The organism is Litchfieldia alkalitelluris (assembly GCF_002153425.1).
Lineage (GTDB): Bacteria > Bacillota > Bacilli > Bacillales > Salisediminibacteriaceae > Evansella > Evansella alkalicola.
Map to the genome: position 1 here is coordinate 3,486,747 of NZ_KZ119600.1, position 18,174 is coordinate 3,504,920.

7 protein-coding genes are annotated in these 18,174 nt (G+C 36.6%); all 7 read right to left on the bottom strand.

Going from position 1 to position 18,174, the window contains the following annotated elements; all coding sequences use genetic code 11:
• Window positions 1–205: 205 nt before the first annotated feature.
• The 7 genes from BW724_RS16800 to BW724_RS16830 all read right to left on the bottom strand — a co-directional run bounded on the left by BW724_RS16800 (window position 206) and on the right by BW724_RS16830 (window position 18,016).
• Complete coding sequence (locus BW724_RS16800) at window positions 206–1,909, bottom strand: extracellular solute-binding protein (RefSeq protein WP_088076322.1); 1,704 nt, start codon at window positions 1,907–1,909, stop codon at window positions 206–208.
• Window positions 1,910–2,564: 655 nt separating this feature from the next.
• Window positions 2,565–4,316: a sensor histidine kinase gene (locus BW724_RS16805; protein ID WP_088076323.1), complete on the bottom strand. Its 1,752-nt coding sequence runs from the start codon at window positions 4,314–4,316 to the stop codon at window positions 2,565–2,567.
• Window positions 4,317–4,334: 18 nt separating this feature from the next.
• Window positions 4,335–5,915 (bottom strand): response regulator transcription factor, encoded by a 1,581-nt coding sequence (locus BW724_RS16810; RefSeq protein WP_088076324.1) that lies wholly within the window; start codon window positions 5,913–5,915, stop codon window positions 4,335–4,337.
• Between the two features lie 546 nt (window positions 5,916–6,461).
• A complete protein-coding gene (locus BW724_RS16815) occupies window positions 6,462–11,900 on the bottom strand; it encodes an endo-1,4-beta-xylanase (RefSeq protein WP_088076325.1) in 5,439 nt (1,812 codons plus the stop codon).
• Window positions 11,901–12,254: 354 nt separating this feature from the next.
• On the bottom strand, window positions 12,255–16,217 hold the full coding sequence (locus BW724_RS16820) for an endo-1,4-beta-xylanase (protein WP_088076326.1): 3,963 nt from the start codon (window positions 16,215–16,217) through the stop codon (window positions 12,255–12,257).
• 543 nt (window positions 16,218–16,760) lie between these two features.
• Window positions 16,761–17,414: a YesL family protein gene (locus tag BW724_RS16825; protein ID WP_088076327.1), complete on the bottom strand. Its 654-nt coding sequence runs from the start codon at window positions 17,412–17,414 to the stop codon at window positions 16,761–16,763.
• Window positions 17,415–17,464: 50 nt separating this feature from the next.
• Window positions 17,465–18,016, bottom strand: a complete 552-nt coding sequence (locus BW724_RS16830) for a hypothetical protein (RefSeq protein WP_235849001.1) — start codon at window positions 18,014–18,016, stop codon at window positions 17,465–17,467.
• Window positions 18,017–18,174: the final 158 nt, after the last annotated feature.

Consider the following 18,174-nt stretch of genomic DNA (forward strand, 5'->3'; position numbering starts at 1 on the left):
CATCTTCTTAAGAATAATTTAAAACCAGTCGGATTTTTAACTGAACCCTTTGGGCTCGGATTTGGCGCCGTTGGCGTTGGTGTTTGTTGTAATGACACTGGTCTCCCTCCTCGTTATGCACCTTAAAAGGTAAAAAAGGGAAGCTATGACATCCCTTCTATTCGGTTTGTCACAGCCCCTTGATACCATCAATCAATCGTTCAGATTACCATTCGCCTCTTAGACGTTGTTCAACAACTTCTGTAAAGAAGTTCTCAAAAGCATCTACGTCAAGTGAACGATAAGCTTCTACAAAGTCATTCCACTCTTTTTCGAAGTCAGCTGGGTCAGCTAATACGATACGAGCAAAGTGACGCTTTTTCATTTCTTCAGAACGCTCTTCAAAGATCTGTACATCAGAACCTTGTTCAATGTTTGCACTCCATGCAGGGTACCATGGACGATCTTGTGGTTGTGCGAATAATTCAGCAAAAGTTTCAATACCATAAGCTTCTAGATATTCTCTATCAGCTTCGCTGTAATCAGCTAAAGCAACTTCTGCTTGTCTACGTGGTTCAACTGCATTTCCATCAGAGAATGAACCGTTGATTCGCGGCCAGTTCCATTCGAACACAGACATTCCAACTCTATCTCTTTCAGACTGTTCTGCTGTAAGAACTAGTTGCTCATCAGTACGATAGAACATACCATCTTCATCTACTTCGTAATGCTCACCTTCAAAGCCCCACATAATAAGTCTTTGGTTTTCTTCTTTTACAAGGTTATCCCAGAATTGAATAATACGTTCTGGATTTTCTGCATTAACAGTGATCGCTGCACCACGGTTTTGTGTGAATGCTGGTGGCTCAATATACTGATCTACAATATCTTCGTCAAATACGATTGGTAATGCCATAAATTCTTTATCTGGATCTCCAGCGTCTCTTAATGCATCACGTGCATTACCCCACTGCCATCCATAGTCAAAGAATCCAAGTACACGACCAGAAGTTAATTTTGCTAAATACTCATCATAGTTCATTACGAACATTTCTTGATCTAAATAACCTTCAGCGTTAAGTTCGTTTAATTTTTGTAAGTAACGCTTAGTGTGCTCAGAATCAGCATAAACTGAAGCTTCATAAGTTTCCATATCAACCATAACGTCTCCATCGTTAGGGAAACCAGCTAAGTGGTTAGGAGCGTTAGCAAAAGCAAAGAATCTCCAGTCATACGTTAATCCAGTAAATGGAATCGTTCTCATACCATCAATTTCAGGATTTTCATCTGCATACTGTGTAATAAGATCAAAGTACTCATCTAAAGTTGTTACTTCTGGGAAGCCATTTTCTTTTAGTACTCCTCGTTGAATCCAGAATGCACCTTGGTCGATATTAGCCATAGGTTTGAATTCGTTTACAGTTGCACCAAATGGGATCCAATAGATGTTTCCGTCTTCCATTGTGAAGCGGTCGATATACTCGTCATACATTTCAAGGATATTAGGACCGTGCTCTTCAAGTAAATCATTCAATGGAATGAATGCACCTGCATCTAACAATGTGTCAATTGCAGCATCTGGAACGATTACATCTGGGTAATCTCCACTAGCTACCATTACACCAATACGTTGGTTAATGTCACCAACAATGTGCTCAAGGTCAAAGTTAACACCTGTTTGCTCTTCAAAAAGCTGACCTAGAACCGTTTCGTTTGTGTTAATGTCACGACCTGAATCAGCAGCGTTAAAGAATGAATAAGTTACAACCGGCTCTGTTTGATATTCGCCTGTAGCTTCTCCTGAATCAGTAGTTTCTTGATCTTGCCCTTCAGCTGCATCTGCTGGAGTATCATCGTCGCTTGAACAAGCAGCGAATACTAGAAGCAAAGACAACGCTAACATTAATAATAAATTACTTTTCTTAAACATGTGACAGCCCCTCTCGCTATTTTAAAAGTTCGCTTCCTTCTGTGAAAGCACTTTCATTATAGCGCTTACAGGAGACTTTCTTCACCCACCAAACTATAGTTTAGACTTCGAAAAATATAGATTCCTAAACTAAATATGTATAAAACCTTATAAAACTAGCATTTTCTGTACAAAAAAAACTTCATTTGTCCAAGAAAAATCACTTGAAACGTGCGAAAAATGTCTAATTTTGTCACTAACCGGTGTCGAATCTGGAATGATTTGGAATTAAATTTGATAGGTTAATATAGTTTTTCATCGTTTAGTGAGCTTAATCTTTATTTTACTCAGCACATTTAATACATTATTCGATGGATTTCTCACCTCCAGAAAGTACTATTTTCATATAAAATGATCACGATGATTTTATTAAATCATAAAATTTGATTATGGGCCTTTCAATATGTGAATAATTTTAAAACTTTGATCATATAGCTTTTATTCTTTAATAGAAAGCTCTGTTAAAATGGTAATGTTCATTTTTTGTTACAGGTACACACTTTCACGCAAGGTACAAGTGCGACATCCGCTCAACTTTCGCAGTGTCTTCTTTGCCGCGTACGTCTGGTAAGCTTTCCAAATAGAAAAGAGATTGGGCAAATGCCCAACCTCAATTTTAATTAATATATTCACGCTCAGATTTTAGTCTAATCTCTACCGTCGTTCCTTTTCCTGGAGTGCTTTTTATACTAAAACCAAAATCTGTCTTATAGTATAGTTTCAAACGATAATAAACATTTTTAATACCTATGGATTCTCCCATACTTTCTTCATTCTTTAAGCTATCTAGCATTTTATCTAGCTTGTCTTTTTCAAAACCAGAACCATCATCTTGTACAGTAAACACCACTTCATCATTTACTTTCTTTATTTTAATTTGGATGAGTCCCGTATCTTTTACAGATTCTATACCATGAATACTTGCATTTTCCACAAACGGAAGAAATGCCATATTCGGGATAAGACTGTCATAGACGTTTTCGTCAATATCAATTGAATACTCTAGCTTATCACCAAACCGGTACTTTTGAATTTCAAGAAAACAGAGGATGAGGGTTAGTTCTTCTTTGACGGTTACCCATTCCTTCCCCCAGGTCAAGGAGTTCCTAAATATTTTTGCCATGTTCTGAATGATCTTAGCTGTTTCCTTTTCCCCTTTAATTAGACTTCTCATTCTAATAGTTTCAAGGGCGTTAAATAAGAAATGTGGATTGATCTGACTCTGTAGTGCACTTAACTGGGCTTGCTTTTCTTTTAGCTCTAAATCTTTCTTATCAATATTTGCAACATATACTTCATTTATTAGCGTTCTAATCGTTCGAGTCATCTTGTTGAATTCGATTGTTAATTCACCTATTTCATCCTTTGCTTCTTGTGAGTCAATTGTTTCAAAATCTTGCTCTTTCATTTTTTTCATATATTTAAGTATTCTTGCTAGCCTCACATGTAGTGATCTCGATATTAGAATAATGATAATAGTAGGTATTGTAAAATTTAATAATGCAAAAAATAGAATAAATTGGACTGATTGATGTAATTCTTCTAGAATGTCAGACTCAGAAATAACCCCTACCATACGCCAACCCTCTATATAACTTTGAGGAAGGACCTTTTCGTCCAACAAAATAGTATCTTCATTCAGAGAGATTGAGTTAAATGAAACCGTTTCACTACGCCAATTAATAGAGTAGTCATTTGAGAATTCAATTTCACCTTCATTATTTAATAAGTAAACATTTCCCGGGAAGGTAACATTATTAAATATTTGTCTAAGGGACAATGGATTAATATCAATACGAATAAATTTTTCATTAGCACTATATGCACGAAAATAATCTAAAGATCGTATAACACTAAATAGGTCCCCCTCTTCCTGGGGATCAGGTTTGACAAAAACCGGGTGTGACCCAGGAGCCGATCCATCATACCATCCCTCTTCAAATGCCTCCTCTAATGTACGAATTCCCCCTGCATATATCACAGTCGGGTTGTTCGTATAGTAGGATATATCTTGAATGGAATAATATAGAGGACTATAAACATTATAATGGCTGATGAAATCTTCAAATGCTTCAATGTATTGAATAGAGTTCTCGTAATCAGTGTCCAAAAATTCATACAGCCTTGTATTGGAATAAAAACCAGCTGAAATCCCCATTGCTTGATCAACAACATTCAAAAATTCATTCGTAATTTGTTCTAGTACTAAATCCACATCGTCCATTTTTTGATTTTTAATGTTATTGGTCGTTACACTATAAAACGTCACATTTGTAACGACAATCGGAATAAATACACACAATAAATAAAGGATCAGCAGCTTACTTCTCAGTTTTAAATTATTAAAAAATCTTATAGGAGATTGCATCGGAATAATCCTTTGTTTTTATTTTTTTAGTAATTCGTTTCGATATTCTGTTGGTGTTAATTTATTTATTTTTTCGAACTGGGTCACAAAGTAGTCTGTACTACCAAATCCAACTTTTTCAGCGACTTCGTACACTCGCATGTCCGTCTGCCTCAACAACCTTCTCGCTTCATCAATTCTCAGTTGAAGTAAATATTCCTTAAAGTACATGCCAAAGGTCTTCTTAAATAACTGCCCCATATACACAGGGTTCATATAGTACTTACTTGCAATACTCTTCAAACTAATATTCTCATGAAAGTTCTTTTCCATATAAGATTTAACTTTATAAATATCGCCTTTCATGTTTTCTTTTCGTAATTCTTGAATATATGTGGCACTATCCAGGATAAATGCAGTGAAAAGTTTTCTTAGCTCTCCGTATGTCAAATTATACTTCTCCCAGTGCATCATAGGTGTGAGGGAGGACAATTCTTGTTCATTCCCTTCCATAGTATTAATTCTTTCAATAACACCATGTATGCAACGATTGATCGTCGTACGAATCGCCTTAGGAGCAAAACTTTTATCTTGAAACTCCTTAAATATTTTTTCTATTGTTTCGTTAACTTCATCCTTGCTGTTTTCCTCTAATTGCTCCATAAATGAAACGAATAGCTCATTCCGCAATTCATTATAGATTACTGGAATAACCTTCACGTCTTCATAACATATAGAAGATTGATCTAATAAAACATATTTAAATCCTCGAATGCTATTTGCCGTTTCATAGGAATCCTTCAAATATTTAAGATTATCTATTTTTTTACCAGCAAATGCTGTTATTATTTTATTACTTTTTCGTGATGCCTCTTTCGCCAGCTTCTCCCCTAATGGAACAATCTCGCCATCGAATTTTTTCAAATCATCTGATGCGATGAGCAACCCAATCGCGTTGTCTTGCTGCTCGTACATCATTAAATGATCATCATTACTAGTGATCCTATACATAGTATTTTTGATCACTTCTTTGAGGTCTTCTCCATCGCCATCTTCACTTAATCCAGCATCAATGTTGAGGTTATTTATCTCTAATAATAAGTAATGATAGAAATCACTTTTTTCCACTTTTAAAGCCTTTGACCATTCAAACATATCCTCATCGTCTACATTTCCCTCTAAGGATTGGACAAATATTTGATTAACCATATACTTTTTTCTCGTAGTATTCTCGCGCTTTTCCCCATCTAGCTTTTCCTTCAGCTTTTGAAGTGTCTCTTCCAATTCTTCCTGATCTATCGGCTTTAAAATAAAGTCTAATACCCCAAACCTGACTGCTTTTTGAGCGTAGGAAAAATCATTATAGCCACTTACAATAATGAATTTTTGATCACTATTTAAATTTTTATGCACATTTTTAATTAACTCAAGTCCATCAACAACAGGCATTCTAATATCTGTTATGACAAGGTCTGGAGAATGCTCTTCAATAAGCTCAAATGCATCTTCACCATTCCCAGCTTCTGCAATTACTTCAAATCCAAACTCTTCCCAGCTAATTAAGCTTAATAAGCCTTGTCGTACAAAAACCTCGTCGTCCACTAATAAAACTTTATACATCAGCCCACTCCCTTATATTGATGTATTTATATGACAATTTCCCCTATAAAAAATAAGTCCGTGTCCATATAAAATTCCTATATTATCCCCCTATTATACAACATGAGCCTCTCTCATTTCACCTAATATGGCGAAGGGTGTCGAAGAGGCGTGTGGATTACTTAATTGTTTATTATAACGGTGGACTTATTGATATTAAGATATGTGGCGAGAGTAGGTGGGGTGTTTTGTGAGTTTGTTGATGAAAAAATTGGGGTCATATATATATACGGTTATTCCTAGGTGGTTGGGACAGTGCCACAAGTAAGGAAGACGCGACGAAGTAGCTTCGGTGAAAGGCCCTAGGGTGAAGTACACCTTGAATTCGATTCAGATAGTATATTGTTGGAAAACTCTCATCGAGCACTTGGAATAAGGATTACTACTATTAATGATAAAGTCATACATCACAAATGGCTTAATTGATTCGTGAATATTGAGAAGAAAATGAAAAAAGAAGAAGCTCCCAAAGCCTGCTTGGCATTGGAAGCTTCCATTTAATAATTATTAGTTAATCAGTTTTTCACGACGATTAACGATTACTAAGAAGATTGCTCCAGCAAGTAAAGTAAGGAAACCAATCAACAGCATAGTAAAGTTGTTCGTTGCTGTGTCAGGAAGTTTCTCTCCGTCTTTCTCATCTTTGGCTGTTTCTTTGTCATCTTTAGGAGCATCTTTCTTTTCTTCTTCACCATCTTTTGAGTCTTTTTCGAGTTCTTCAATTAATTTCTTTAGTGCTGCTACTTCATCACTTAATTCTTGATTAGATTCTTCAAGTGATTTTAGTTGAGCTTCTAACTCAGAAACCCTAGTTTTCAACTCATCTAATTCAGCATCGGAAGTATTTTTTATATCTTTAATTAAATTTCTCAACTCGTCAATTTGTTTTTCGAGTTCTTTAACCGGGTCTACTGGGTCTACTGGATCTACCGGATCTACTGGATCTACTGGATCTACTGGATCTACTGGATCTACTGGATCTACTGGATCTGGATCTACTGGATCTACCGGATCTACTGGATCTGGATCTACTGGATCTGGATCTACTGGATCTACCGGATCTACTGGATCTACCGGATCTACTGGATCTACTGGATCTGGATCTACTGGGGCCACTGTAAAGACTCCATATGTTGAGAATTCAGTCACACTTAGACGAATAACATGTCTCTCTTCATCCATTGTTCCTTCTTCACGATACTCCCAAACATTATCACCTAGATAGTAGTAGATAGCAGCCTCCTCAAATTCTGGGTTATAAGCTAACTCTAAAGTAAAGTCGCCTGTGTAGTCTTCATATCCCTCAGGGAATGTTAGATTAACAGTTATTACTTCACCAGCAAGCTTAAGAACTACATCATCAGTTGTTGTATAGTTTTCACTGTCAAACGCTTCAACTTCAATCCTTGTACCTAGTGGTAAATCAGCTGGCATTGTGACTGATGAATTTTTATCTTTTACAACCACCTTCTGTGAAGGGAATACAGTAACTTCATTACCAACTTCTATCTCAACAGGATTTGATCCTAGTAAAGCCAATAATTGCTCTACTAATGCTCTCAAAGCTAAAAGTTTGTTGTTCAACCTCTCAATCTCTTCATTAAGATCAGATATATCGCCTTCCAAATCAACTTTTAGTTTTGCAATATCTTCTTCTAATTTATTTACTTGGGAAGTTAGTTCACTTATTTCATCATGATGTGATTCACTATCTTCTTCAAGTACAGAAATTCTTCTGTTTAACTCTTCTACTAACTGCTGTAGCTCATAGATTTGAATCTCTTCATCTGTTGCTTCTAAAACAGCGAATGTACTAAAGTGAGACGTTTTAGCAACAATAACTCCTTTTACTTCATCATATTCGGAGTCACCAATAATTTCCCACTTTTTAGTGCCTTCATTGTAATAGAACGCTCGTAAGTTACTAACTTTAGTATCATCACTAATAACCACTGGTAACTCAAGAGTAACTTTTTCATTAAACTTAGTAGTATCAACTCCATCAAGTTCAAACTTATAAATTGAACTCTTAGCTCTTTCACCATTTACTACTTCACTCACTCCACGAGTGGTTACCGTTAAGATAACGTTCTCATCTTCTGTGTCTACCTTTTCAAATACACTAATTGGGAAGACGATATTTACAGACTTATCATTTATTTTAGAAGTAAAATTCAATGATGTTGATTCAGCAATTCGTGGGTTAAACTTCACAGGCTCTTCTGTAATAACTATTTTTTCATCAGTATACCCACTTAAGTCAACAACACCATTTACTGGTTCATATGCTCTACCTCTAAGAGTAAGATTACCAAATACAGATGGATCAGACCACCCCATACCAGTTGTATCACTCCAAGCCATAGCCCCTCTTCTTCCACCAACCTCTGCATCATTTACTTGGAAGTCAAATCCAAGAACATGTCCATTAACTGGTTCGATTGCATAAAGCGGGATTTTCATTTCAACAACGTAACTAGTTCCGTTAACATTTGTTGCTGTTTTAACATCTGTATAAGGACCACCATCACCATGTGTAAACACATTATTAAAGTTCACTCGATATTGCCCAAATCCATCATTCTGAATATAACTTGGAAGTTTTGTATTTTTTTGATCTAAGAATACTTCAACTGAATCTTGTTCCCAAGGATTAGAATTAGAGTCCACTAACTGTGTAGCTGCTACCTCCAATAACAAGTATAAAAAGTCTTCATCCCATAACGCACGAGTATTAGCTTCAGCAGTTTGCCATGCCTGTTGCGCACGATTGGCTGTCATGACAGGAGCTTCATTCCATACATCATCAATTTCACCATTAATTGTTGGCGCTTGATCTGTATAAATAGCTTGACCTTGTCTAGGTGGAATTACAGTTTCTTCGTACTCTTCTAGGAAACCAATCGGATCAACTACAGCATAGAAAGCTGGCTTTGCTTGAAGTCTACGGTCAAAAATTAGAGGGTTTTGCTCACCTCTCCAACTATTTGCGTCACTAATTCCCCAAAACGTTACACGTGAGATATGCTCACTTCGATCCAAATAAATTTCAAAAAGTCTTGCATAAATCCAAGCTTGCTGGTTAGCTTCATCTTCGGTTAATTGATGATTGTCGCCCGCTGTAACATCTAATTCTGTTACACCAATCTCAACACCTAGGCTAATAAAACGATCCATTGAAAGCGCAACATTATCTGGATTTAGATTAATGTTGTAATGCGCCTGCATACCTACACCTTCAATTAGAAGGTCATCTGTTTCGTTTTTCTCTTGATAATTTTCGTTTATTTCTTTTACCATGTAGTAAATAATCTGAGCTTTCGATTGGATATGATCATTGTAATCATTATAGAAAAGAGTTACATCTAGATCTAATTCTTCTTTCCAATGTTTAGTTATTTCAAAGATCATCTGAACATACTCAGGTCCGAATACTTGAAGTGCTCTCGTATTACGTAAATGTTCTCTCCACTCTGTATATGGCTTACTATTATCTACAACAATTACTTCATTTAATACGTCCCATGATATTAACTCGCCGTCATATTTTGCATAGTTTCTCATAACGGCTTCAATGTAATCTTCTAAATTTTTGAGGGCATCTTCTTCGCTTATTCCTTGTGGGAATAACCTATCATAGTTTGATTGTGAATGCCAAGCAATCGCATGACCATGGACTTTATAACCTTCTTCGATTGCTTTCTCAACAAACTCATTTTGGCTATCAAAGTTTAAGTTTCCATCAGCATCATAGAGATACTGAGGTTTCATAGCATTCTCAGCAGTCACTAAATTGAAATGCTTATCAAGTAACTCTAAATTTACCCCTTCAAAATCACTCATGTTAACTGCACTACCAATTAAGAAATGTTCAGCATAAACATCTTTAATTGAAGGAAGCTCAGGTTGTATTTCAATCGGAGCTGATTCCAATTTGACAAAACTAAAATCATCAATGTAAAACGATTCATTAGCTCTCGGAGTTTCTAGGTATATAGAGATATTTCCTCCACCAGAACTGCGGAATGTATAAGTACCTTTTAGATTTACCCACCCATCAGCAGTTACTGTTGCATTAGTAATTTCCGGATAACTTGCATTATCACCAGAACCCATTTGCACTTTTAATTGAACGTTAGAACTTGCAGGTTCTTTCATTTTCACCCATACGGATACTTCATACTCACTACCTAAATCAACATAATCAAATACATCGATCATCGGTCCGTTCCATTCTTGAGTTCGATTTTCTGTAAGTAATGAGTAGTTACCATCCTCAGTACGGTTAACCCCTTCAACGATTGTTAACTCTTCTACTCCGCCACGACCTACAAAACCAGCATTAAACTCGTCTGATTCTTCATCTCGATATTCAGGCTTTTCGAAAGTGATTTTTTCCATTACCTGAGCTGGTGCATCATCTAAATCTTCAGGTGGTGCAACCATTTCAACTGTTATTGAATCAAGGTAATAACCTGAAGTAACATTACTAGATTCAAAATATACGTCAATTGAATCTTCACCGAGTCTTGTTTGATATTCACCAGTGAATTCAGTCCAATCGCCAGTAGTAATTTCTTTTTCTGCGAATGTAGACCATTCACCATTGTCTAGCGTCGCTTTAAATGTTTCATTACCATCAAAATTAATGATCTTAACATACCCAGTAATTCGGTACGTTGCAGTAGGGTATATACCTTCACTTAAAGTAACAATTGTTCCATGCCAATCTACTGTACGTCCTGTTACTTTTAAACTATAGTCACCGTCGTAACTAGCTTCGCTCGAACGCTGGGCTCTTGCATCCCCACGGTCACGGAACCCATGTGCATTTTCTTCGAAATCAAATGACGCAATAGTTTGTGGTTCAAATGGTTCTTCTGGAGTTTCTGGTGCTCCTGAGTCTTCACCATCAACTAAAACTTCAACTTTAATACTCAATACATAATATTGAAGTCCAGCAGCATTCCATGTTTGAAATCGGATCTGGTTTTCTTGTTCATTCTCTAATAGACCATTAAAAGTAACTTCAACTATTTCGCCTGCTACAATTGACTTGTGAACATCAATTTCTTGATTACTGCCGGCATTCGTGGTTAATTGGTAATTCCCATCAGAATCTGTGTCAGTATAGAGCTCCGCAGTAATTCTATATGTTTCTCCATATTCTATACCTGCATCACTATAAGATAAAGTTGGAGAGTTCCATTCTCCATCTGGACGATTACTCATAAAAAAGCCATTATAAGTTTGGCCATCAATTGTAACCTCTTCTACATCTCCAGTACCTCCAGCATCTGTTCTTACATTATGATCATTTGAACTAAAATCTGTTTCGTAAACTGTTCTATGAGTTGGCCTTTCTTCACCTTCACCTTCACTTTCATCATCAGCTAAAACTTCAACCTTAATACTCAATACATAATATTGAAGTCCAGCAGCATTCCATGTTTGAAATCGGATCTGGTTTTCTTGTTCATTCTCTAATTTACCATTAAAAGTAACTTCAACTATTTCGCCTGCCACAATTGACTTGTGAACATCAATTTCTTGATTACTGCCGGCATTCGTGGTTAATTGGTAATTCCCATCAGAATCTGTGTCAGTATAGAGCTCCGCAGTAATTCTATATGTTTCTCCATATTCTATACCTGCATCACTATAAGATAAAGTTGGAGAGTTCCATTCTCCATCTGGACGATTACTCATAAAAAAGCCATTATAAGTTTGGCCATCAATTGTAACCTCTTCTACATCTCCAGTACCTCCAGCATCTGTTCTTACATTATGATCATTTGAACTAAAATCTGTTTCATAAACTGTTTGATATGATTGACCTACTTCATCCGCACTAGCAGTTGCCGAGAAGTTAAACAACCCTGGTGGTAAAACTAGCATAATAACTAAAAGTTTAATAATGAATGCTTTTAAACGTCGTTTCCTCAATTTACTAGCCTCCTATGTAATATATTTTGTGAAAATATAAGCAAAAACTACTAATCCCTCCTTCCTAAATATCGACATCTATCACAACTATATAAAACGCTTTCATAACTAGAAACCCTATAAACTTTATATCAAACCTCATAAACTATAGTTAGTTAAGCGTTTACAAGTCTGAACATTTTAAAAAGTGTTTTTGTATTGTAGTATTAGTAGTCTATTATCAGATAGTACTATTTTACTGTTTAAAATAGTACTTTCTAAATATACTAAATTCTTCATATAAAAAAGGTACCTCCAAAGTTCTATATACTTTGAAGATACCTTTATAAATTCTTCAGTTCAGCTATTTATCTTTTATTTTCTTTGTCCAGGAGGTCCGTCAGGATGTTTTCCTGGAGGACCTTCCCCTCTATGTCCAGGAGGTCCATCTGGGTGTTTTCCTGGTGGTCCATCATCCCTATGTCCCGGAGGTCCATCTGGGTGACGTCCAGGAGGTCCATTATATTCGGAGTCATCATCTTCATCAACTGAATAAACAAGGGTCAGATTACCGAATACGGAAGGATCGCTCCAGCCACTTCCTTGGAGGTCATTCCACGTTGCAACACTTCGACGGGTTCCATCTTCTGCATCATTGATTTGAAGGTCGAAACCAATTTCCGTGTTGTTCTCTGGCGTGATTTCAGTGAAAGGTATTTTTATCTCCACTGTATATCCTTCGCCTGATTCATGAATGTGGGTTGCAGATTCAAATCCTTCCCCAATACTTCCTGGGTTAAAACTAGTTTCATTATCAAAGTTCACTCTGTATTGTCCATGGCCGTCTTCGTAGAATACTGATTTAGAATTTAGTTGATCTAAGAACACTTCTACAGAGTCTTGCTCATGGGCCTCAGGAGAGGATTTATCGAGCTCAGGATCATTTACTTCAACGAGCACATACAAGTTTTCATAATCCCAAAGGACTCTACCTTCACCAGTTGCTCCTTCCCATGCAGACTGATAACGGTTAATTGGTAAAACTGGAGCATCGTTCCACACATCGTCTATTTCACCATCAATAACTGGTGTTCCAAAGACACCATTACCTTCTCTAGTTGGATCTATTTCGTCCTCGTCATAATTCTCAATATATGTTTCAGGATCGATGACAGCATAATATGCTTCTTTTGCTTGCATATTGTGATCGAACAAAGTAGGATTTCTATCCCCTCTCCAACTTTGTGAGTCTGCTAATCCCCAGAATGTTACACGGGAGATATGGTCAGCATGCTCTTTATAAAGTTCGAACAACTGAGCAAACAGGTAAGCTTGCGCCCTCTCCTCTTGCTCCGTCAATTCGTCATCTGAACCAGCCATGATATCCAATTCAGTAACTCCAATTTCTACTCCTAGTGAAATGAAACGCTCTAACGACATTCTTACTCTTTCAGCAACATTCGACTCATCGATAGAGTAATGACCTTGCATGCCGACACCACCGATGAGAAGTTCTCCATCGTTTTCTGCAGCATACCTTTCATTAATATCCTTTACCATATAATAAATCACTTGTGCTTTGTCTTGTACATGATCATTGTAGTCATTGTAATAGAGTGTGATATCCAAATCATTTTCATCAATGACACGTTTTGTAATTCGGAAAGCCTGTTCTACATAATCATCACCGATTGCGCGTAACCAACCAGTGTCACGTAATGAAGCTTGCCAATCTTCTAAGTTTGAACTATTCACTACGATTGCTTCATTTACAACATCCCACGACGTGATAGAATCGCCATAATTCAGAATGTTTGTTTCTATATGCTCTTCCATATTGGCAAGGGCCTCTTCACGGCTTAGAGGTTCACCATCTTCGTCCTGCCACAACCAATCACGTGACTGATTATGCCAAACAAGGACGTGTCCGTGAATATCAAAACCTTCCTCAAGCGCTTGATCTACTAATGTATTTTGATCAGCAAAATCAAATTCACCATCATCATTATAAGCGTATTCTGGCTTCATCGCATTTTCAGCCGTAACAAGATTATAATGCAGATTAAGAAGGTCTAGACTTACTCCTTCAAAGGTAAAGTCAGAGATAATATTCCCGATCATGAAGTAGTCTTCATATACTTCTTTGATTGGTGTTAAATCTCTTTCGATATCATCAGGGTCTGGATCACTTTCCTCATACCCTTCAATAATTGCCCAATAAGCAGGTTTCGATTGTAAGTTATGGTCAAATACAAATGGTGCATTTGTACGACCGCTCACTGGGAAGTCATGTAACCAAGTATGGTCATCTCCAATACCCCAGAATACTACACTACTAATGTAATCTTCTAATCTTCTAAACTCGTTAAATAGATCTTCATATCGATCTGCCTGCGTTTCAAAGACTTCATCTGGAATATTATCGAAACCATCATAGTTTTGGTTGTCATTTGTGTAAATGCTTACATCTAATTCCGTAATTTCATTATCTAAACCAATTTCACCGAACATTTCAATAGAATCTGTAATTTGTTCCATCGGTGGATACTCAATATTAATATGTGTTTGATGTCCAATCCCATCAATTAACCCATCTTCAACTAAATCCAATTCATGGATCATGTCAAAAATGTAGTCTCTCTTTTGAGGACTATGGGTACTATAATCATTATAATAGAGCTTCCCACTAGCGTTATGAGTTTCTAATTCTCTTTTCGTGATTTCAAAAGCATGGCGAATGAAATCTGTACCAGTGATTAGATAGTACTCACTTCTACGGTACCCGTCATCTTCATGAGCAACGATAACTTCATTGACAACATCCCAAGAATCGATGCGATCATGATATCTACCAACAACTGCAACAATATGATCCTCAATTCGATCCAAAAGCAATTGTTTGTTCGCTTCAATATTATCTGGATCAGTAACTTCTCCATTCACTACCATCGGGTTACCTTCTGCATCTTCAAACATCCAGTTAGGTGATTGACTATGCCACACCAACGTATGGAATCTAGTTTTCATACCGTTTTCTTCGGCAAAGTCTAGCATTGCATCAGCTCTTGACCAGCTAAATTGGCCTTCTTCTGGTTGAATCGCTTCTGGCTTCATCACATTTTCAGCCACAAGCATATTATAATGCTTCTTCAGCATTTCACCATGACGTCCAAACATTTGGTCACGTTCAATTGCAGCTCCAATATCGAAGTAATCTGCAAACACTTCTCTTAGCTCAGGAATGTCTTCAATTTCCTCAGAAACTTGTGCTTCTGCCTTGAAATCATCTAAGTAGAATGAAACTCCAGAATCTTGGTCTTCGTCATACGGTTCTTCTACATAAAAGAATAAGTCCGTTACACCAGCGGTTAGTGTGTAAGTCCCTTCTAATAACACCCATTCCTCATCCGTAACTACTCGTGGCGTTACAACAGGTGGCCAATAGTTAGTACCATCAGAATCTGTTTCAGCTCTTGAAACTTGTAGTTCTGTCGGCTCTTCACCCTCAGCTAACTTCACCCAAACACTAATGTCATAGGTAAAACCTTCATGCATATTATCTAGAAAATCTAACATCGCACTGTAAAAAGAGCCTTGTCGATTTTCAATTAATAGGCTGTACTCACTATCTCGTCCAGTTCCTGGATTTACTGACAATTCTTCTGGACCTTCACGGGGCTCCCAGCCTTGTAATGTACCATCTTCAAAATCAGTAAAGACTGCAATTTCTTCCCCATCTGGTATTTCATTATCATTTGAGGAAGTGCTCTTTGTAATTAATATATCGCCTAGATAAAAATCAACTTCTTGTCCTTCCTCATTTGACTGAACACGAAGCGCAATATCTTCAGAAGCATCAACTGTATATTCACCACTAAGGGTAAAAGCCTCACCAGCAACATAGTCTGCTGACTCATAAAACCCTTCATAACTTTCTATATTTTGAAATAATGCTTGTCCTCCCTCAGGTACCTCTACATCTTCGTCGATATACCCTTTGACAGTAACTGTATACGTATTACCGTCTTCCATCCCTACTGCACTAAATGGAATATCTACTCCATGCCAACCATCACTTCTCCCAGTAACGTGAATTCCTTGTCCATTATCATTCCCATCAAAAATCAAATCAGAAACATGGTCCAATTGTGCAGGTCCACTAGGTTCTACGATACCTGTACCTTCGTCAAAACTCTCATGGTAAACGGTTTCAATATTTTCGTCGGAACTATCACCTTCAGCTAAAGCATTAGTCTCAAAGTGAAATAAACCTGGTGGTAAAACTAGCATAATTACTAACAGCTTAATCAAAAATGACTTTACGTGCTTATTCCTCATTTACAAACCTCCTGTGTGTATTTGAGTCATAAATCTATGAAGCTTCTATTTCTACCCTCCTCCCTTGAACAGACATTGTACGTACAACTATATATAACATTACGTCTTTTATAAACCTAAAAAACTTTATGTCAACCATTACAAACTAAAGATAATTAAAACGCTTACATTTTTATGGTTATATCGTATTTTGCACTATTATCCAGTAAATATCACTAATATAATACTTTTCTCACACCATGACCAAAGTATTATATTGTGACTGAAATTTGAACATTTCGACCATTTACAACAAGATACCCATAAACTCCCCTATTTTTTGGTACTTTTTTCATAGGATAAACGTACAAGTTAACTACAATATACAGTGTTAACTTGTATGGAAACTGATCAAATACATAGTGAATTAGTCCTTGAAGTCCCATAAGTAAAAAGTACTCCCTCTAAAATTGTCACGATGACAGACGCCTTAATTAATTTTCACAAAAAAAGACCTAGGGATTTCACCCTAGGTCTGATCATGCATGATTATTTCATTTTCATTTAGTTTTCCTCAGAATTACCAGCATTCGCCATCTCAATCTTCTCTTTTTTCCTATCAATTCGGTTGAATGACAAGTATGCTGCCCACATTATCAAGAACCCAACTAAACTCGGTCCGAAGAATGGAATGATTCCTGGAATTACATATAGGATATAAACTGTTAATGCTATGCTAATAATGAGGGAAAGGATCGCTAATGGATTCACTACCCCTACTATAAACGCCGTTTTAATGTATTGCATGAGTTTTAAATCAAAATGAACATATACTGGAAAAATATAAAGGAGCGTAATCACATAGACAAATAGCCCTGTGTACCAGCCAATTGACATTACTGTATGTTGCACACCCTCGATTACTCCTAAATAGTGATAGTTAAAAAAGAGGATATAGCCTAAAACTGCAAAGATAATTCCTAGAATGTTTACTTTCAGAAAATCCTTCTTTAGAGAACCAATATATGTTTTAAAAATACTAATTTCCGTATCACCCATTAACCATTTTCTAAAAACGGTTAGCATTGCTACTGTAGCTGGAATTACCCCTAGAAAGAAAAGTCCCAGGGCAGTTGTTAGTAGCCACAGCAGATTAACATAAGCTAATCTCCATATCCATTCAGTCGTACGATAAAATTTTCCACCCATCCAGCTCATTTATATCACCTTTCATTTACAAGAGATCATCCAAAGTAATTAGAAGAATTTTAAATAAACTCTTTTAGTAGTTTAATACCTATTTCTTTATGTGGGCTTGTTTGAACGACAACAGCCATTAAATTTGATGAAAAAGAAAGCCCCATATCTTGAACTAAGGTCGAGTCATTATCTAGTGGAATAGCATACAAATGATGTTTTCCTGTATCCTCATCTTGCATGATGTATTCATCATAAGATGGTGTATCAGGTAAATCGTCAATTAAATCATCTAATGGCGTTAAACCATAAGGGTCCAATATAACATGCATCAAAGCCTCGTCCACAATAAAGATATCCACTTCTCTCTCAACAATAGCAATTGTGAGCATGTCATGGGAAACTTGAGATATTCGCGTATTAAAGGCTAAGTCCCCTACCAAATCATCTCCAAGAATCTCCCTGAAGTAAGGTTCAAAGGAATCCTCATATCTCGGTGGCACATCTGCTAAAAACATTACATTCACTTGTGAACTATCATGATGCCCTTCTGGATCAAGACTACATGCTGTGAATGCCAATATACTTACGGATATAATAAACATTTTTAATATCGTTCTCATGATTCAACCAACCCTTCACGCTTGAGCGGTATTTTTTGAAAGCGCTTAATATAAAAACAAGTTAAGATATAAAAACACCTACTATCTTAACATGAATTTCCTATAAGAAAAAAGTGTCAAACTATAGAGAATACCAAAACTATTTAATATGTATTCCC